The organism is Pseudomonas sp. P4_C4, assembly GCF_056402055.1.
This window is the reverse complement of record NZ_JBFUID010000016.1, coordinates 12,047-28,934: the sequence shown is the minus strand read 5'-3', so window position 1 is coordinate 28,934 and position 16,888 is coordinate 12,047. Positions and strand designations below refer to the sequence as shown.

Sequence of the window (16,888 nt, the reverse complement as noted above, 5' to 3'; positions counted from 1 at the left end):
GGGAAATAAGAAGAAAGGACGTGCGAATGGATAACTTTCAAGGTGCGTTTTTTTCATATAAGGACTTTCGTCAAAGCCTCCACCATCGAACGCCAAGTCCCAAGGTGTGGAAGGGCACTGAACTGGCGGGTATGCGTCAAACCCTTGAAGACAGCGACGTAGATATTGTCGCGTTGGCTCACGACAAAAGCATTGAAGGCTGTGAAGTGACGCCTGGAATGGCGATCGCCATGCAATGGCTGAACCCCGGTGTGACGCTCAACGGTCATGCCCATTCCTGGTGGCATCTGTTTGTTATCCAGTGCGGCAGCGGCGTGATGACCCTCGGCGATGCCGACGGGGTTAACGTCAGCAGCGGCGACGTGCTACTGGTGCCAGCCTGGACCCGGCATGGTTTCGTCAACACCAGTAAACACGAGCCTCTGGCGATGCTGAACATGAGCAACATGCCACAAATGGCACTGCTTTCGAATTTTGCCGACAGCCACGGTCTGATCACCACCCAGCCGTAATTCCCCGCCGTATCTGCCCAGGGAGCCCACTTTTGTGGGCTCCCTTTTTTGTTTTTCAGACCTGCCCCAGGATCCCTTTTTGCAGCAGTTTTGCCGGGATTCTGGCTGCGTGTCTGCCGGTGAAAAACAACGTTCTGTATCGATTGAAACGGACAAATTCTGTATCTATTCAACATTCACTCAACTAACTACGATCACTTCCAATGCACGTCAATTCCTGCAGTTGGTCAATGGAGTGTTATATGGAAAACAGGAAGCTAAAACTGTATGTTGGCGCCGATTATGTCAGCGCTTTTGCGATGTCGGCTTTTGTGGCGCTCAAGGAAAAGCAACTTTCATTTGAACTTGTTACCGTTGATCTAAGAACACGCGAAAACTATCTGTCGAGTTATCGCGATCTTTCGCTGACCTGCAAAATCCCAACGTTAGTTTACGAGGGTTTTGCCTTGTCGGAATCATCGGCGATTGCCGAATACCTCGATGAGCTCTCCCCAGGGCTTAAAAAACTCTATCCGCAGGACATCCAGCAGCGTGCCCGTGCCCGTCAATTGCAGGCCTGGTTGCGCAGTGACTTGCTGGTGGTGCGCAAGGAGCGCCCGTTTGACCTGGTCTACTTCGGTAAAAAAGATCTGCCCCTGAGCGCCGATGCCCGTGTCGCCGTCGAGCGCTTGTTCTTCGTCGCCGAGCATTTGCTGGAAGAGGGCGCCGAGCATCTGTTCGGTGACTGGAGCATTGCCGACACCGACCTGGCAATCATGCTCAACCGACTGGTTGCCAACGGCGATCCGGTGCCGGCGCGGCTCGCGGCGTATGTGCGGCGCCAGTGGGATCGCGACAGCGTCCGGGCGTGGATGGACATAGAGCGCAAAGCGCCGGCCATCGCCTGACAACACCCAGGGCAATCACCAGGAGCGCGGCCATGCAAGGACTGTCGGAGCACGAACGCTACAAACCTTATAACTCACGCACCATCCGCGAATCACCTTACTGGCACAAGTTGACGCCGGCGTTGCAGGAGGCCATGACCGTGGTGGCGCGGGTCATGCCGTTTCGCACCAACGAATACGTGCTGGGCACGCTGATCGACTGGAACAACATTCCGGACGATCCGGTTTTTCGCATGACCTTTCCCCACAAGGACATGTTGCTGGCGGAGGAGTATGCCTCGCTTAAACACCTGATCGAGCAGGATGACAACGCGGCGATCAAGCGTCGGATCGAGGCGATCTGGCGGCGCATGAACCCGCATCCGGCCGGGCAGTTGACCCACAACGGTGTCACCCTCAACGGAAAAGTTCTGCCGGGCATCCAGCACAAGTACCGCGAGACCGTGCTGTTTTTCCCGGGTGCCGGTCAGACCTGTCACGCGTACTGCACCTTCTGTTTCCGCTGGGCGCAGTTCATTGGCGAAGAAGAACTCAAGTTCAATGCCCGTGAGTCCCAGGAGCTGGTCAGCTACCTGCGGGTGCACACCGAAGTGACTGACGTGCTGATTACCGGCGGCGACCCGATGATCATGAACACCCGCTCCCTGGCCGGTTACATCGAGCCGCTGCTGGATTTGCCGCACTTGAAGAACATCCGCATCGGCACCAAATCCGTGGCGTACTGGCCGCAGCGTTTTGTCAGCGACAAGGATGCACCCGAGCTGCTGGAGCTGTTCCAGCGCATCGTCGCGGCGGGGAAAAACCTGTCGATCATGGGGCACTACAACCACCCGGTGGAGATCCGCCAGACCATCGCCCGCCAGGCCGTCGAGCGTATTCGCTCGACGGGCGCGACGGTGCGCATGCAGGCGCCGCTGATCCGCCACATTAACGAAAACCCCGCCGACTGGGCGGCGCTGTGGACCGAAGGTGTGCGGCTCGGGGCCGTGCCGTATTACATGTTCGTCGAGCGTGACACCGGCCCCAGCCACTACTTCGCGATGCCACTGGCCCGGGCCTTCGAGATCTTCCAGGCGGCGTACCGCACGGTATCGGGGCTTGCGCGCACGGTGCGCGGGCCGTCCATGAGCACCTTCTACGGCAAGGTGTTGATCAACGGCATCGAGACCGTCGCCGGGGAAAAAGTCTTCGTCTTGCAGTTCCTCCAGGCACGCAATCCGCAATGGGTGTTGCGCACGTTCTACGCGCGCTTCGATCCGCAAGTGACCTGGTTCGACGACTTGCAACCGGCCTTCGGCGAGCGTGCGTTCTTCTTTCAGACCGAGCTCGCCGCCGTGCCGGAATTGATACCCGTGTTGCTGGAAACGGCGTAGGAAAATTTATGAACAATGGGGAGATATGGATATGAGCAGTATCCCGTTTGATCAGCGCGAGGGCGTTATCTGGCTCGACGGCGAGTTCGTCGAGTGGTCCCGGGCGCAGTTGCATGTGTTGACCCATGGCCTGCATTACGCGAGCACCGTGTATGAAGGCGAACGAGTCTACAACGGCAGGATCTTCAAGCTGCGCGAACACAGCGAGCGCTTGTATCGCTCGGCGCAATGGATGGACTTTGCCATCCCCTATGAGCTGGCTGAACTGGAAGCGGCCAGCCATGAGTTGCTGCAACGCAACAACGTCGTCGATGGTTACCTGCGCCCGGTGGCCTGGCGTGGCAGCGAGATGATTTCCACCTCGGCGCGTTTCAACCGTGTGCACGTGGCCATCGCGTGCTGGCAGTGGCCGAGCTATTTCGACCCGGCGGCGCGCATGGCCGGTATCCGCTTGAAAACCGCGAGCTGGCGCCGCCCGCCGCCGAGCAGCAGCCCGTTCGAGGCCAAGGCCTCCGGGCATTACCAGATCGCCACGCTGAGCAAGCACGACGCCGAGAACACGGGTTACCACGATGCGCTGATGCTCGACTGGCGCGGCCACGTTGCCGAAGCCACCAGTGCCAATGTGTTCTTCGTCAAAGGCCGGACTTTGCACACGCCGACCCCGGACTGCTTTCTCAATGGCATTACCCGGCAGACCGTCATTGAATTGGCCAAAGTGCTGGACTACCAGGTCGTCGAGCGCACGATTTTGCCTACGGAGCTTGGCGACTTCGATGAATGTTTTCTCACTGGCACCGCCGCCGAAATCACCCCGGTGCAGAGCATCGACGCGCAGCGCTATCGACCGGGTGACACCTGCCGCGACTTCATTGCCGCGTACACATCAACCGTCAACGCCGGATAACCCGCCAGGAATCTCACCATGTCAGACCAAGGGATTGTTGCGTCTCAACCTTGCATTTCGCTCGGCCATCGTCATGAAGAGCTGTCGACGTCAGGCTGGACAGTGCTGACCCCCGACGAATTTGCCGATGATGTCGTAGGCACCTTGTGCGAATTCGGTCCGATCATTCCGCAGTTCAACGGCCAGATGGCCTTTCCCATCACCCGCAAGCCGGGTTACGAAGATTTGCCGTACTCCCAGAGCATGAACGGCATCGGCCCGCACACTGAAGCGCCGGTGTACGGGCCGCCACCGCGTTATCTGGCATTGCATTGCCATAAACAGGCGACGTGCGGTGGTGGGCACACCGGATTGGTGGACGGCTATGAATTTCTCCGCGCCCTAGAACACGGCGAACCGCAACTGCGTGAGTGGCTGGATGACACACCGGTAGAATTTGTCGCCACCGCCAAACCGGGTGAGCCGGGACAACGGCGGGTCAAGGAATACATCCTCACGCCTACGGAAGACGGGGATATTTTCCGCTTCAGCTACAACCAGTTTCACTACGGCGACGTGAACCCGTCCAAGGAAGCCCTGCAGCAATCGCTGGTGACCAACAGCACTTCGCCGCTGGCCAGGTTTGCCGTGCTTGGCGAAGCGTACTTCGTCGAGCACAACGTTCCGGTGCTGATTCCCGACGGATGCCTGCTGATTTGGGACAACTGGCGAATGATCCATGCGCGCAGTCGTTACACTGACCCGGCGCGCCACCTGACCCGCTATTGGCTGGCCTGATTTTTCCGTCGCCCTTCATTTTTTCGGCGTACCCCTTGGCGGGTACGCGCCTTACAGGTATCGCGTCATGCAAACAGCAATCGAGATCGCCCAGGTCGATCATCAACTGATCGTGCGGCTCAACCAGGCCTGGACCAAGCGCGCCACGGTGTGTTCGCCGGACAGGGGCCAGGTCGAAGAAGTGTTCGACCCGGCGCGCCCGGATTACCCGGAATGCATGGTGCCGTTTTTCCATCATCCGAAATTCCAGGCCTTGAGCGACGAACTCAAGAGCAGCGTGGTGACCTGGGGCTGGATCGGCTACAACCTGCGCACCGTCACTGCCGAGGAGCATGTGGTCAATCCGGCGCTGAGCGTCATCGCCAATCAGTACCTTGGCAAGGACGACTGGCATTTTCGCGAGGCCATGCAACAGACCCTGATTGACGAGCACTACCACACGCTGATGCACCTGCGCGCCATCGAGCGGACCAAACTGGAGCGGGCGCTGGATCAGGACCTGGATCTGCCGCCGTCCGTCACTTACCTGCGCCTGAAGGCCTTGCATGCAGAGTTGCCCGAGCAATGGCAGCGGGATCTGGCGGCGATCACTTTTGCGGTGGTGGCCGAGATCAGCGTCAACGCCTATCTCGACTTGCTGGCGGACGACCAGACCATCCAGCCGCAAAATCGCCGGGTGGCCGAACTGCACAACCGTGACGAGTACGCCCACAGCAAGGTGCTGGCCGAAGTGGCGAAGGTCATGTACGCGAACATGCAGCCGGCCCAGCGGGAATTTTTCGCACGCAACCTGTCGGTGGCGCTGAGTGCTTTTATCGCCCAGGACTACTCGATGTGGGAGGCGATTCTGACGCAGCTTGGGGTCGAGGATGCAGCGCTGATCATTGCCGACACCCGCGAGAGCAACAGGAACGCGAACATCATGCGTGACTACAGTGGCCTGCATAAATTGGCCCATGACCTGGGTATCAGCGAGCAGATCGATTTCGACTTCCGTCCGACTCTCAAAACCACCGCAGCGGCCTGAATCCGGAGGTGTCTATGCCCATGCCTGTGTACGAAGTGTTCGCCATCCGCGTCGGTGCCAATGCTCAGCGCACCGCCAAAGAGAACTTTCTCTATGACGCCTGCTGCGGTGATCCGAATGTGCCAATGCCACTGGACTACTACTTCTGGGTCATCCGCAACGAGCAGCAGGTGATCGTGGTCGACACCTGTTTTCAACCGGCCACGGCGCAGCGGCGCAATCGCCAGATGTATCGCCTGCCGGAAGAATCCCTGCGACAACTGGACATTGATCCGGCGCAGGTCGAACACCTGATCCTGACCCATTTGCATTGGGATCATGCCGGCAACCTCGGGCTGTTCCCGAAGGCGACCATGCATTTGCAGGAAGCGGAACTGCGTTTCTGCACCGGGCCGAAAATGGCCCATCGCACGGTGAACAAAACCTACGAGGTCGAGGATGTGATGTCGGCGCTGCCGCCGCTGTTCGAAGGGCGGATGCGTTTGCACAGCGGTGTTGTCGAGGTACTGCCCGGCGTAACGCTGCACCCGGTGGGCGGGCATACGCCGGGCAGTCAGGTGGTGCGGGTGAATACCGGACGCGGCTGGATTGTGCTGGCCTCGGATGCTGCGCACCTGTGGGTCAACATTCGTGAGCGCAGTCCGTTTCCGATTCTCGATGACCTGGCGCAAACCCTCGAAGCCTTCACCGAGATCGATCGCCTGGCCGACAGCGAAGACCACGTCATCCCCGGTCACGACCCGTTGATCGCCGAGCGTTTCCCGCACTGGAATGACGACCCGCATATCATTTGCCTGCACCAGAATCCGCTCTGAAGATCACCCCCCAAACCTGTGGGAGCGGGCTTGCCCGCGAAGACGGCAGCACATTCAACATTGATGTGTCTGACACACCGCCATCGCGAGCAAGCTCGCTCCCACAGGATTGCGGTTAACCCTGATGTTGGAGCAAGCGGCCCAAGGTCTGCACGGCCTCATCAATCCGCGGTGAATACGGCGCGCCGCAGCCAATGCGCACAAAGTGATCGAAACGCCTGGCATTGGAAAAGATATCCCCAGGCGAAATCTGGATGCCGACGTTCAACGCATCATGAAAAAACGCCATGGACGAATACCGGCGAGGCAGTTCAACCCATAACAACGTGCCGCCCTGGGGATTGGTCACGTGGGTGCCGAGGGGGAAGTAGCGAGTAATCGCCTCGCTCATCTGTTGACGATGTTGGGTCAGGGTTTTCCTCAACCGCCGCAGGTAACGCTCGTAAGACGGTGTTCGCATGAATTCACTGGCCGCCAGTTGTGATAACGCCTCGCACCCCCGTGACTGCGTATGCTTGAGCATTTCCACGCGCTCGTGCCATTTGCCGGCGCTGATCCAGCCCAGGCGCATGCCCGGGGCGAGGGTTTTGTTCAGCGAGGCGCAATAGATCACGTTGTCGGTGCGGTCCCAGTGTTTGAGCGTGGACAACGGCTGCTCGGTGTCCACCAGGTCGCCGTAGGTGTCGTCTTCGATCAGTACGGTGTTGTGCTCGGCGCACAGTTTCACCAGCCGTGCCTTGTTGGCGTCGGGCATGATGCTGCCCAGCGGGTTTTGCAGGTTGGGAATGACAATCAATGCCTTGATCCGCTCGGGGCCTTGCAGCAGCCGTTGCAGGGCCGCCAGATTGAGCCCGGTGTGGGCTGAGGCCGGGACTTCCAGCACCCGCAGGTTCAGGCTTTCGAGAATTTGCAGCAGACCGTAGAACGTCGGCGACTCCACGGCCACGGTGTCGCCGGGGCGGGTGACCGCGCGCAAGGCCAGATTGATCGCTTCGGTGGCGCCGTTGGTGATCACGATCCGCTCGGGGGCCAGGTGGGTCCTGCTGGCAAGAGCCCGTCGGGCCAGGATGTTGCGCAATGCGCTGTTGCCGCAGGCGCCGCCCGCGGTGCCGAGCAGGTAGGGGGCCAAGCGCAGTGATTTGATCATGTTGTCTTGCAAGGTTTTCAGCGGATACAGCTCGGGCGCGCAGTAGGCGCTGGCGAAGTTGACCTTGATCGATGCGCGCTGACTGGCCTTGAGCACCGCTGAGACCTGTTCATGGATGCCGACATAGATGCTGGTATCCAGCGTTGGCGCCAAGGCAATCGGGGCGCGCCTGGGCACGGTGTCGGGCTGACGAATGTAGTTGCCGGAGCGCGGCCGGGCTTCCAGTACGCCATAGTCTTCCAGTTCCCGGCACACCTGCACGGCGGTCGACAGGCTTACGGCGTGTTTTTCCATCATCAACCGGATCGAGGGCAGGCGTTCACCGGTTTTCAAGATGCCGCTGCGGATAGCGTCCAGGTAATGGTTGGCCAACTGGCGATACAAGGGGGTCGTGTTCATGATGACCTCAGCAGTTGCACCACCGAGGTCTGGGCTGGAAAGTGAGTTGACGCTCCCTGCAGGCGGACCCGTGGTGCTCATGGGTGAAGGGAAGTGTGGTTCTGGCGTCGATACTGGAAGAGTAATCGCGGATTTGCCCGAATCACGGGCAATAAAAAGCCCCGCACTGATGGCGGGGCTCTTGAGTCAGTCGCTGAAGACCTTGTGGCGAGGTCGCCTTACTGCGCAGCGATGCTATAGCCGTCGAACGCGGTCTGCTGCTGCAGGGCGGTGATGATGTTCTTGCGGTTGACGGCCTGTTCGGCACCGCTGTTGTCCAGGAACGTCTCGCTTTCCAGCTCCGCCTCTTCGCCTTCGCCCACGAAGGTGAAACCGAGGAATTCCAGGGCTTCACGGTCGACGTTCAGGCGCGAGCGCGGGGTGCGCAACGGCAAGGTGACGCTGATGCCGTCCTTGCTGATGGTGAACACTTCGACTTCTTTCTTGGCCTTGGCGGCTTTGCTCTTGCCGCCGCTCGGGTTGCTGATGGCCTGGTGCGTCTGGTTCAGCACCTTCAGGGCCAGGCCGTAGACGATTTCCTGAAACGCCGGGTCGTCCTTGAAGCTGGACAGGATGCGGCTGATCGGGAATTTGCTGCTCAGGTCTTCGAGGGCGGCGATGTCGGCGGCTTCGGCGTCCTTGAGCTGCTTGAGTTCGCCCATCAGTTCGTAGGCTTTGTCATCGTCGAAGCTGTCGTGGGCCTGGCGGATCGCGGCGCGTAGTTCGCGGATCTGGTCGCTTTCGCGGGTGGACTGGAAAGCGTCCAGCACCATCTCGCTGATGGTCTTGGCCTGGGGCATGTGCTGTGAAAGATTGATGGAGTTTTCGTATTCCGCTTTGGACGACAGGGTGACTACGGATTCAGCGGTATTGGAATCGGACATTGAAATTTCACTACTTCTTTGAACTTGAATAGGGGCGAGAAAGCCCGGGGGCTTTTTCAGGTCGCCTAATCTATTGGACCGGGGCGGCGTTGTCACGGATCAACAGGCGGCTGGTCATCTTTTTGCTCCCCCTGTAGGAGCGAGCCTGCTCGCGATGGTCTCAAGGGCACCGAGTTCATCCAGAATGAACGCGTTATCGTTAACGTCCATCGCGAGCAGGCTCGCTCCTACAATTGATCCGATGTGTCGCTGATTTTGTGATCGACACATAACCCCTGTGGGAGCGAGCTTGCTCGCGATGCAGGCGCCTCGGACTGTCAGGCCTGCCGCGGTGTATTCAGGTTCATCGACCGCACCGCCAAGGCAGTCGCCGTTTCCTCATCGATCGGCAACGAAAACCGGAACGTCGCACCGCGCCCCGGCATATCGATCAACTGAATCTCGCGCCCGTGCAATTGCAGGATGCGATGCACGATCCGCAGCCCCAGCCCGCCATCACGCCGTGCGCCGCCGATATTGAACGGCCGCAGGAACAACCCTTCGCGCAGTTCCGGGGCGATGCCGGGGCCGGTATCGCTGACCGTGACTTCGATGAATGAGCCTTGCGGGCGCAGGCCCAGTTCGACCTCGCCCCCCGGCGGGGTATGGCGCAGGGCATTGTCGAACAGGTTGGTCAGCACCCGCTCGATCAAGCCGAGATCAGCACAGGCCGCCGAGGCATTCGGCGCGAACGTGGCCTTGAGTTCGACTTTGCGCGCTTCGGCGGTGAGTTCGAATTTCTGGAAGATGTCCTGGGCCAGGTCGGTCAGGGAGAAGCGCTCCAGCACCGGCTGCACGAAGCCATGCTCCAGGCGCACCAGTTCCAGCAGCGACTGCGCCAGACCACCGACCTTGCGGCTTTGATCCAGCGCGATGCCGAGATAGCGACGGCGGTCGGCAGGGGACAGCGTGGTGTCCTTGAGCGACAGGGTTTCCAGATAACCGTGCAGCGAGGCCAGCGGTGTGCGCAAGTCGTGGGAAATGTTCGCCACCAGTTCGCGGCGCTCCTGATCCTGGCGGGTCAACGAGCGCCATTGTTCGCCCAGGCGTGCCTGCATCTGCCGGAACGCGGCATCGAGCACGGCGATTTCATCGTGGCTGGCGGCTTTTTCCACCGCGACGGGCAGGGCCGGTGTGACCGGCACGCCATCGATGTCGAACTGGCTGACGGTTTCGGTCAGGCGGCGCAACGGCCGGGTGATCAGGGCAAACGCGGTGAGACCGGCGATCAGGCACAGCAGCGCCACCAGTCCGATGGACAACAGCGCTGTGTTGAGCGCCGCGCTGGTCGCACCGCGCTCGGCCAGGCGGTCGTGATCTTCACCGAGCAGCACCACGTAGAGATAACCGGCCGGCTTGCCTTCAACCTTCAGCGGTGCAGCGCTGAACACCTTGCGCGCATCGACGCTGCGCGGATCGTCGCCGAGGATGGGCAGGGCATCGCCCCGCAGCAAGCGCTGGATCGGCGCCAGGTCGACCTGTTCGCGACGGATCCGGCCTTCGGGCGCGGCGCTGCCGACAATCTTGCCTGCGGAGTCGAGCAGGTACACCTCGACGCTGGGGTTGACCTGCATCAGTTTGCTGAACAGGTCGCGCACGGCGTTGGGCATCAGGCCCTGGGTGTCCATCAGCACCGTGTCACTGGCGATGTGCTGCGCCAGGTCCCGGGACAGCCCTTGCACCACTTCCTGCTCATGCATCTGGTTGGAGCGCACCTGCAACCACGCCGAGGTGCCGCAGCACACCAGCAGCAGCACGGCGAACACCAGGGACAGGCGTTGCGTCAGGGTCAGCCTCATGGCTGCGGCTCCTCACCGGTGGCGAATTTGTAGCCGCGACCCCAGACCGTGAGGATGCGCACCGGTTGCGCCGGGTCGGCCTCGATCTTGGCGCGCAGGCGGTTGATGTGGGTGTTGACCGTGTGCTCGTAGCCTTCGTGGCTGTAGCCCCACACGGCATTGAGCAGGTCCATGCGCGAAAACACCTTGCCGGGCTGGCGGGCGAAGAAATACAGCAAGTCGAACTCCCGGGGCGTGAGGTCCAGGCGCCGTCCGTCGAGGGACACTTCGCGGGTGATCGGGTCGATGGCCAGGCCGTCGGTGAGCAGGCTGCCGGCGTCCATCTTCAGGTTGCGCGCCATGGCATCGACCCGGCGCAGCAGCGCCTTGACCCGGGCCACTAGCTCAAGCATGGAAAAGGGCTTAGCCAGATAGTCGTCGGCACCCAGTTCCAGGCCGAGAATCCGGTGTACTTCGCTGGAGCGCGCGCTGGTAATGATGATCGGCGTGTAGCGGGCCATGGCCCGGGCGCGGCGGCAGATTTCCAGGCCGTCGACACCGGGCAGCATCAGGTCGAGGACCAGTGCGTCCCAGTTGCCTTGCTGCAGCAGGCGCATGCCTTCATCGCCATCGGCGCTGTGCACCACCTCGAACTGCTCATCGCGAAGATGCAGGCAGATCAGGTCGGCGATATGCATATCGTCCTCGACCACCAGGACGCGTTTGGTCTGTTCCATACAGCTCAATCCTTCAGCGCAATGGACGCATTGTGCGTAATGCCACTGTAGGAGCGAGCTTGCTCGCGAAAAACCTGAGGACGCCGCGGGGCGTCAGGTATCCCGCGTCATCGTTGGCCTCCATCGCGAGCAGGCTCGCTCCTACATTTGCACAGGCATTGTGCGGGTTTTTCGGGGGCCGAGTTATCACGAATTGTTTAACTTCCCGTGAGGATTTGGCGATCACCCAAAGCCTAGGCTGTGTTCCATGAAACACCCCTGGATTTTTTGGAGACGAGCATGTTTTCACGACGGCAATTTCTTCTAGTGAGCGGCGGACTGGGGGTGGCAACCCTGGCGATCGGCTTGTTGCCGAAGTTTTCCACAGGCACCGCATTAATCAGCGAGGCCAGCGCAGCGGAGGCATTCGAAGTGACCCACAGTGACAAAGAATGGCACGCCATCCTCAGTGACGAGCAGTACGACATCTTGCGCGAAGAGGGTACCGAACGGGCCTACAGCAGCCCGCTGAACAACGAGCACCGCGATGGCACTTTCGTCTGTGCCGGTTGCGAGTTGCTGCTGTTTTCCTCAGCGACCAAATTCGACAGCCGCACCGGTTGGCCGAGTTTCTGGGCGCCGCTGGACAAGGCCGTGGCGACCCGCCAGGACCGTGCGTTCGGCATGGTCCGCGAAGAGGTTCACTGCCGGCGTTGCGGCGGGCATCTGGGGCATGTCTTCGACGACGGCCCGAAACCCACCGGCCTGCGTTACTGCATGAACGGCCTGGCGATGAAATTCGTGCCGAAGACGGTGTGATTCCCTACCACTCACTTTTTGCAGGTAATCGCCATGTGGCTGCTGGTCCTCGCTTATCTCGGTGGTGTGCTGACGATTGTCAGCCCATGCATTCTGCCGGTGTTGCCGTTTGTCTTCGCCCGCACCGGGCAACCCTTCGTCAAAAGTGGATTGCCGCTGCTGGTGGGGATGGCGCTGACGTTCGCGCTGGTCGCCACATTGGCGGCGGTGGGCGGTGGCTGGGTGGTGCAGCTCAACCAGTACGGACGCTGGCTGGCGCTGGTGTTCGTCGCGTTGTTCGGTCTGACGTTGTTGCTGCCGCAATTGGCTGAGCGCCTGACCCGGCCGCTGGTGGCGGCGGGCAGTCGTTTGTCGGAGGCGGCGGGTGCCGATGCGCGGCCACGTCCCGGTGCTTCGCTCCTGATCGGCGTGGCCACCGGCCTGTTGTGGGCGCCCTGCGCCGGGCCGATCCTCGGTTTGCTGTTGACCGGTGCAGCGCTGCAAGGCGCCAGCATTCAAACCACCTTTTTGCTGCTGGCGTATGCCGCCGGTGCCGCTACGTCCCTCGCGCTGGCCTTGTTTCTGGGCGGCAAAGTCTTCACCGCGATGAAGCGCTCGATTGGCGCGGGCGAATGGGTGCGTCGCGGTCTTGGCGCGGCGATGCTGGCCGGTGTGGCGGCGATTGCCCTGGGCCTGGATACGGGGGTTCTGGCGCGGTTTTCCACAGCGTCTACCGGCGGTATCGAACAAGCGTTGGTGGAGAAACTGTCCGGCAAATCGCTGCGTAACAGCGGGGCGCTACTAGCGCAGAACACGACCTCTGAGGGCGCGGTGCAAGTGGCCGAGAAATCCCCAGGCACCTTGCCGGTCGAAGGCAACCTGCCGCCACTGGAGGGCGCCGTGCAATGGCTCAACTCGCCACCCCTCGATGCCCAGGCCTTGAAAGGCAAGGTCGTGTTGGTGGATTTCTGGACCTACTCCTGCATCAACTGCCTGCGTTCGCTGCCCTATGTGAAAGCCTGGGCCGAAAAATATCGTGATCAGGGCCTGCTGGTGATCGGTGTGCATGCGCCGGAGTTTGCCTTCGAGCGCGACGTCAGCAACGTCACCAAAGCCATGAAGGACCTGGGCATCAACTACCCGGTGGCCATCGATAACGAGTTCAAGATCTGGCGCGCTTTCAACAACGAATACTGGCCGGCACATTATTTTGCCGACGCCCAGGGACGCATCCGTTATCACCATTTTGGCGAAGGCGCGTACGACGAGTCGGAGCGGATCATTCAGCAATTGCTGCGTGAGGCCGGTTCGACCAAGGTGTCGGACGGGCTGATCAACGCCAAGGCCGACGGCGTGCAAATGGCCCCGGACAACAGCGAAGTGCAGTCGCCGGAAACCTACGTCGGCTATCAACGTGCCGAGCATTTCGTGCCGGAAACCGCTCTGGTGCCGGACAAGCTGGCGGCCTACAACCCGCCGACGCAACTGGGCCTCAACGACTGGAGCCTGGACGGCCAGTGGCATGTCGGCCCGGAGCGGGCCACCGCCAGCGCACCGGCCAGCCGCATCGTCTATCGCTTCCACGCCCGTGATTTGCATTTGGTGCTCGGCCCTGGCGCCGATGGCAAACCGGTGCGCTTCAAGGTGCTGATCGACGGCAAGGCGCCGGGCGACGACCACGGCATGGACGTGGCCCCCGATGGCAGCGGCACCGTGACCGACCAGCGCTTGTATCAACTGGTGCGCCAGAGCGGCGGCGTGACCGACCGGACCTTCAGCATCGAGTTTCTTGATCCGGGCGCGTCGGCTTACGCCTTCACCTTCGGCTGATTACTTTCCAACGCTTCAGGAGTTCGCCCCATGAAAACCCTCTTTACCTGGCGCCGTACCCTGTTGGGGCTGGCGGCTGCCGGCATCATCAGCCAATGCTCGGCCTTCTCGTTCGGCGCTGCCGAAGAGGCGGTGATCATCCCACCACCGGCCCTCGACGAAACCACCCAGGCCCATAGTGAAACCGCCGTGTTCGCCGGTGGTTGTTTCTGGGGTGTTCAAGGGGTGTTCCAGCATGTCAAAGGTGTGAAGAATGCCGTCTCCGGCTACGCAGGCGGGGCGGCCAATACTGCGCAGTACGAGCGCGTCAGCAACGGCAATACCGGCCATGCGGAGTCGGTCGAAGTCACGTTCGATCCTGCTCAGGTCAGCTACGGCACCTTGCTGCAGATCTACTTTTCGGTGGCCCACAACCCGACCGAACTCAACCGCCAGGGACCGGACAGCGGCACCCAGTATCGTTCGGCGATCTTTACCAAAAGCACTGAGCAGCAGCGGGTCGCACAGGCCTACATCACCCAGCTCGACGCCGCCCATGCCTTCGACAAGCCGATCGTCACCAAGCTTGAAACCTTCAACGGTTTCTACCCGGCGGAGGAAGAACATCAGGATTTCCTGACCGAGCATCCGACCTATCCGTACATCGTGATCAACGATTTGCCGAAGGTCGCGCAGTTGAAGCAGCTGTACCCGAATCGTTATCAGGAGCAGCCGGTGCTGGTGAAGGCGGGGATGTAAATGGCGATCAGCGACTGTATGGCCTGTTCGGCCGGCTAGTGCTTGCCCCACCTCTGTACGGCGAATTCGACGAAACGCCGCAGTTTCGGCAAACGGTGGCGATCCTGGGCATAGACCAGGTGCATCGGTCGACTGGGCGGGCAGTAGTCGGGCATCAAGGCCAGCAGCTTTCCGTCCTTGAGGTCCTGTTCGACCAAGGCATCGGGCATCATCACGATGCCCATGCCGGTTCGCGCGGCTTGATGCAGTCCGGCCGAACTGTTGATCAGCATCGGCCCGCTGACCCCCACGCTGACTTCGCCATCGGGACCGGCCAGGCGCCATTCCTTTTGCACCGATTGCCAGTCATCGCCGGCCGGATAGGCAAAGGACAGGCAGTCGTGGTGTCGCAGGTCTTCAGGCGTTTGCGGAGTGCCCCGACGGGCCAGATATTCCGGTGACGCGCACATGGTCAGGGTGTAGTCGATCAGCGGGCGGGCGATCAGGCTGGAGGGTTCCAGCGCGCCGAGGCGAAACGCCACATCCAGACCGTTTTCCAGCAGATCCGGGCGCCGGTTGGTCAGCACCACGTCGAGTTTCACCCGCGGGTTTTGCCGGCTGAACTCGCTCAGTGCCGGCGCCAAACGCTCGGTACCGAAGGTCAAGGGTGCGGTGATGCGCAAGATGCCGCTCGGTTCGTCCAGCGTCTGCTCGGCCAGTCGCTCGGAATCGGCCACCAGTCCCAACACTTCCAGGCAGCGCTGGTAATACGCGGCACCGAACTCAGTCAGCCGCTGGCGCCGTGTCGTGCGGTTGAGCAGGCGCACACCCAGCCGTTGCTCCAGGGCCTTGAGGTGATTGCCGACCATGGTCGTGGACATTTCGCACTGCAAAGCGGCGGCGGTCATGCTGCCGGTCTCTACCACTTTGACGTAGACGGTCATTGCCTGGAACAGATCCATTATCAAGCTCAGCTTTTAAATGATTGAAGTTTTACAGTGTTTATCCAGCTCTGGTGGCTAACCATACTGCAAAAACACCGACCCTTGCTGGAGCTTGATGTCATGACCGCCGCCTGCCTGATGAGCACTTACCAACCCTTGGCCTTGAGTTTCAACAAGGGCCTTGGCACTCGCCTGTGGGATCAGGCCGGTCGCGAATACCTGGATGCGGTCGCCGGTGTGGCGGTGACCAACGTCGGCCACTCCCACCCGAAAATCGTTGCCGCCATCGTTGAACAGGCTGGGTTACTGCTGCACACCTCGAACCTCTACAGCATCGACTGGCAGCAACGGCTCGCGCAGAAACTGACGCGGCTGGCGGGCATGGACCGCGCGTTCTTCAACAACTCCGGGGCCGAAGCCAACGAAACCGCACTGAAAATCGCCCGGCTGCATGGCTGGCACAAGGGTATCGAGCAGCCGCTGGTGGTGGTCATGGAGAACGCGTTTCATGGCCGCACCCTCGGCACCTTGTCGGCCAGCGATGGCCCGGCGGTGCGCCTGGGTTTCAACAAGCTGCCGGGGGATTTCGTCAAAGTGCCGTTCGGCGACCTCGACGCGCTGGACAAGGTGCAACAGGCCTTTGGCTCGCGGATCGTGGCGATCCTGATGGAGCCGATCCAGGGCGAAAGCGGCGTGCAACTGGCGCCACCGGGCTATCTCAAGGCCGTGCGCGAACTGTGCAACCGGCGCTCATGGCTGTTGATACTCGATGAAATCCAGACCGGCATCGGCCGCACCGGCCGGTGGTTCGCATTCCAGCACGAAGGCATCGTCCCGGACGTCATGACCCTGGCCAAAGGCCTGGGCAACGGCGTGCCCATCGGCGCCTGCCTGGCCCGTGGCAAGGCGGCCGAACTCTTCACGCCGGGCAGCCACGGCAGCACCTTCGGCGGTAATCCGCTGGCCTGCCGGGTCGGATGCACGGTGCTGGATATCGTCGAAGAACAAGGCTTGCTGGAGAACGCCCGGATTCAGGGGGAACGCCTGATCGAAAGATTGCGTACAGAACTGGCGGGCAACCCGAACGTCTCGCAAATCCGCGGCCAGGGCCTGATGATCGGCATCGAACTCAAGCAACCGATCCGCGACCTGAGCCTGATCGCCGCCCGGGATCACGGTTTGCTGATCAACGTCACGCGGGGCAAAACCATTCGCCTGCTACCGCCGCTGACCATTGATGAGCGGGAGGTGGAGATGATTGTCAGGGGGGTGAGGGGCGTGGTGAAAGAGGGATGAAGT

Annotated in this window: 16 protein-coding genes; 11 read left to right on the top strand and 5 right to left on the bottom strand. The window is 61.1% G+C overall.

All coding sequences use genetic code 11. The annotated features are described in order from the left end of the window. Positions 1-26 precede the first annotated feature (26 nt). The 7 genes from AC1DXW_RS10865 to AC1DXW_RS10835 all read left to right on the top strand — a co-directional run bounded on the left by AC1DXW_RS10865 (position 27) and on the right by AC1DXW_RS10835 (position 6,298). Positions 27-512, top strand: a complete 486-nt coding sequence (locus tag AC1DXW_RS10865) for a cupin domain-containing protein (RefSeq protein WP_477753553.1) — start codon at positions 27-29, stop codon at positions 510-512. 242 nt (positions 513-754) lie between these two features. Further along, positions 755-1,399, top strand: coding sequence for a glutathione transferase (gene yfcF, locus AC1DXW_RS10860; protein WP_477753552.1), 645 nt, complete (start codon positions 755-757; stop codon positions 1,397-1,399). Between the two features lie 32 nt (positions 1,400-1,431). Beyond that, positions 1,432-2,772, top strand: coding sequence for a KamA family radical SAM protein (locus AC1DXW_RS10855; RefSeq protein ID WP_477753551.1), 1,341 nt, complete (start codon positions 1,432-1,434; stop codon positions 2,770-2,772). A 31-nt stretch (positions 2,773-2,803) separates the two neighbouring features. Continuing rightward, positions 2,804-3,679, top strand: coding sequence for a branched-chain amino acid aminotransferase (locus AC1DXW_RS10850; RefSeq protein ID WP_477753550.1), 876 nt, complete (start codon positions 2,804-2,806; stop codon positions 3,677-3,679). 18 nt (positions 3,680-3,697) lie between these two features. Beyond that, the gene (locus AC1DXW_RS10845) at positions 3,698-4,456 is read left to right on the top strand and encodes a TauD/TfdA family dioxygenase (RefSeq protein WP_477753549.1); all 759 of its coding nucleotides are present in this window, start codon (positions 3,698-3,700) and stop codon (positions 4,454-4,456) included. Positions 4,457-4,523: 67 nt separating this feature from the next. After that, positions 4,524-5,483: a diiron oxygenase gene (locus AC1DXW_RS10840; protein WP_477753548.1), complete on the top strand. Its 960-nt coding sequence runs from the start codon at positions 4,524-4,526 to the stop codon at positions 5,481-5,483. Positions 5,484-5,497: 14 nt separating this feature from the next. Beyond that, entirely contained in the window at positions 5,498-6,298 is an 801-nt protein-coding gene (locus AC1DXW_RS10835) for an N-acyl homoserine lactonase family protein (protein WP_477753547.1), read from the top strand. A gap of 115 nt (positions 6,299-6,413) precedes the next feature. Here AC1DXW_RS10835 and AC1DXW_RS10830 read toward each other — a convergent pair whose 3' ends face one another. The 4 genes from AC1DXW_RS10830 to AC1DXW_RS10815 form a co-directional block, all read right to left on the bottom strand. Beyond that, positions 6,414-7,844, bottom strand: coding sequence for an aminotransferase-like domain-containing protein (locus AC1DXW_RS10830; protein WP_477760001.1), 1,431 nt, complete (start codon positions 7,842-7,844; stop codon positions 6,414-6,416). 218 nt (positions 7,845-8,062) lie between these two features. Next, a complete protein-coding gene (locus AC1DXW_RS10825; protein WP_477753545.1) occupies positions 8,063-8,767 on the bottom strand; it encodes a hypothetical protein in 705 nt (234 codons plus the stop codon). Positions 8,768-9,084: 317 nt separating this feature from the next. Continuing rightward, positions 9,085-10,605 (bottom strand): sensor histidine kinase, encoded by a 1,521-nt coding sequence (locus AC1DXW_RS10820; RefSeq protein WP_477753544.1) that lies wholly within the window; start codon positions 10,603-10,605, stop codon positions 9,085-9,087. Then, positions 10,602-11,321 (bottom strand): response regulator transcription factor, encoded by a 720-nt coding sequence (locus AC1DXW_RS10815; RefSeq protein WP_008000098.1) that lies wholly within the window; start codon positions 11,319-11,321, stop codon positions 10,602-10,604. Before AC1DXW_RS10815 ends, AC1DXW_RS10820 begins: the two co-directional genes overlap by 4 nt. A 279-nt stretch (positions 11,322-11,600) precedes the next feature. Between AC1DXW_RS10815 and msrB the strand changes: the two genes are divergently transcribed. From msrB to msrA, 3 genes are read left to right on the top strand one after another with little or no spacing between them, the layout of a single operon-like run. Next, the gene (gene msrB, locus AC1DXW_RS10810) at positions 11,601-12,119 is read left to right on the top strand and encodes a peptide-methionine (R)-S-oxide reductase MsrB (RefSeq protein WP_477753543.1); all 519 of its coding nucleotides are present in this window, start codon (positions 11,601-11,603) and stop codon (positions 12,117-12,119) included. A gap of 33 nt (positions 12,120-12,152) precedes the next feature. Further along, on the top strand, positions 12,153-13,928 hold the full coding sequence (locus AC1DXW_RS10805) for a cytochrome c biogenesis protein DipZ (RefSeq protein ID WP_477753542.1): 1,776 nt from the start codon (positions 12,153-12,155) through the stop codon (positions 13,926-13,928). Between the two features lie 30 nt (positions 13,929-13,958). Continuing rightward, the gene (gene msrA, locus AC1DXW_RS10800; protein ID WP_477753541.1) at positions 13,959-14,666 is read left to right on the top strand and encodes a peptide-methionine (S)-S-oxide reductase MsrA; all 708 of its coding nucleotides are present in this window, start codon (positions 13,959-13,961) and stop codon (positions 14,664-14,666) included. Positions 14,667-14,701: 35 nt separating this feature from the next. On the opposite strand, the gene AC1DXW_RS10795 is transcribed toward msrA, so the two are convergent. Beyond that, positions 14,702-15,607, bottom strand: a complete 906-nt coding sequence (locus AC1DXW_RS10795) for a LysR family transcriptional regulator (RefSeq protein WP_477753540.1) — start codon at positions 15,605-15,607, stop codon at positions 14,702-14,704. A gap of 102 nt (positions 15,608-15,709) precedes the next feature. Between AC1DXW_RS10795 and AC1DXW_RS10790 the strand changes: the two genes are divergently transcribed. Further along, complete coding sequence (locus AC1DXW_RS10790; protein WP_477753539.1) at positions 15,710-16,885, top strand: acetylornithine/succinylornithine family transaminase; 1,176 nt, start codon at positions 15,710-15,712, stop codon at positions 16,883-16,885. The last annotated feature ends 3 nt before the right edge of the window (positions 16,886-16,888 follow it).

Excerpts from the sequence above, each read along its gene's own strand:
- AC1DXW_RS10855 (WP_477753551.1), top strand. The coding sequence starts at position 1,432 with ATGCAAGGACTGTCGGAGCACGAACGCTACAAACCTTATAACTCACGC.
- yfcF (WP_477753552.1), top strand. The coding sequence starts at position 755 with ATGGAAAACAGGAAGCTAAAACTGTATGTTGGCGCCGATTATGTCAGC.
- AC1DXW_RS10790 (WP_477753539.1), top strand. The coding sequence starts at position 15,710 with ATGACCGCCGCCTGCCTGATGAGCACTTACCAACCCTTGGCCTTGAGT.
- AC1DXW_RS10850 (WP_477753550.1), top strand. The coding sequence starts at position 2,804 with ATGAGCAGTATCCCGTTTGATCAGCGCGAGGGCGTTATCTGGCTCGAC.
- AC1DXW_RS10825 (WP_477753545.1), bottom strand. The coding sequence starts at position 8,767 with ATGTCCGATTCCAATACCGCTGAATCCGTAGTCACCCTGTCGTCCAAA.
- AC1DXW_RS10840 (WP_477753548.1), top strand. The coding sequence starts at position 4,524 with ATGCAAACAGCAATCGAGATCGCCCAGGTCGATCATCAACTGATCGTG.
- AC1DXW_RS10865 (WP_477753553.1), top strand. The coding sequence starts at position 27 with ATGGATAACTTTCAAGGTGCGTTTTTTTCATATAAGGACTTTCGTCAA.
- AC1DXW_RS10835 (WP_477753547.1), top strand. The coding sequence starts at position 5,498 with ATGCCCATGCCTGTGTACGAAGTGTTCGCCATCCGCGTCGGTGCCAAT.
- msrA (WP_477753541.1), top strand. The coding sequence starts at position 13,959 with ATGAAAACCCTCTTTACCTGGCGCCGTACCCTGTTGGGGCTGGCGGCT.
- msrB (WP_477753543.1), top strand. The coding sequence starts at position 11,601 with ATGTTTTCACGACGGCAATTTCTTCTAGTGAGCGGCGGACTGGGGGTG.
- AC1DXW_RS10845 (WP_477753549.1), top strand. The coding sequence starts at position 3,698 with ATGTCAGACCAAGGGATTGTTGCGTCTCAACCTTGCATTTCGCTCGGC.
- AC1DXW_RS10820 (WP_477753544.1), bottom strand. The coding sequence starts at position 10,605 with ATGAGGCTGACCCTGACGCAACGCCTGTCCCTGGTGTTCGCCGTGCTG.
- AC1DXW_RS10815 (WP_008000098.1), bottom strand. The coding sequence starts at position 11,321 with ATGGAACAGACCAAACGCGTCCTGGTGGTCGAGGACGATATGCATATC.
- AC1DXW_RS10795 (WP_477753540.1), bottom strand. The coding sequence starts at position 15,607 with ATGGATCTGTTCCAGGCAATGACCGTCTACGTCAAAGTGGTAGAGACC.
- AC1DXW_RS10830 (WP_477760001.1), bottom strand. The coding sequence starts at position 7,844 with ATGAACACGACCCCCTTGTATCGCCAGTTGGCCAACCATTACCTGGAC.
- AC1DXW_RS10805 (WP_477753542.1), top strand. The coding sequence starts at position 12,153 with ATGTGGCTGCTGGTCCTCGCTTATCTCGGTGGTGTGCTGACGATTGTC.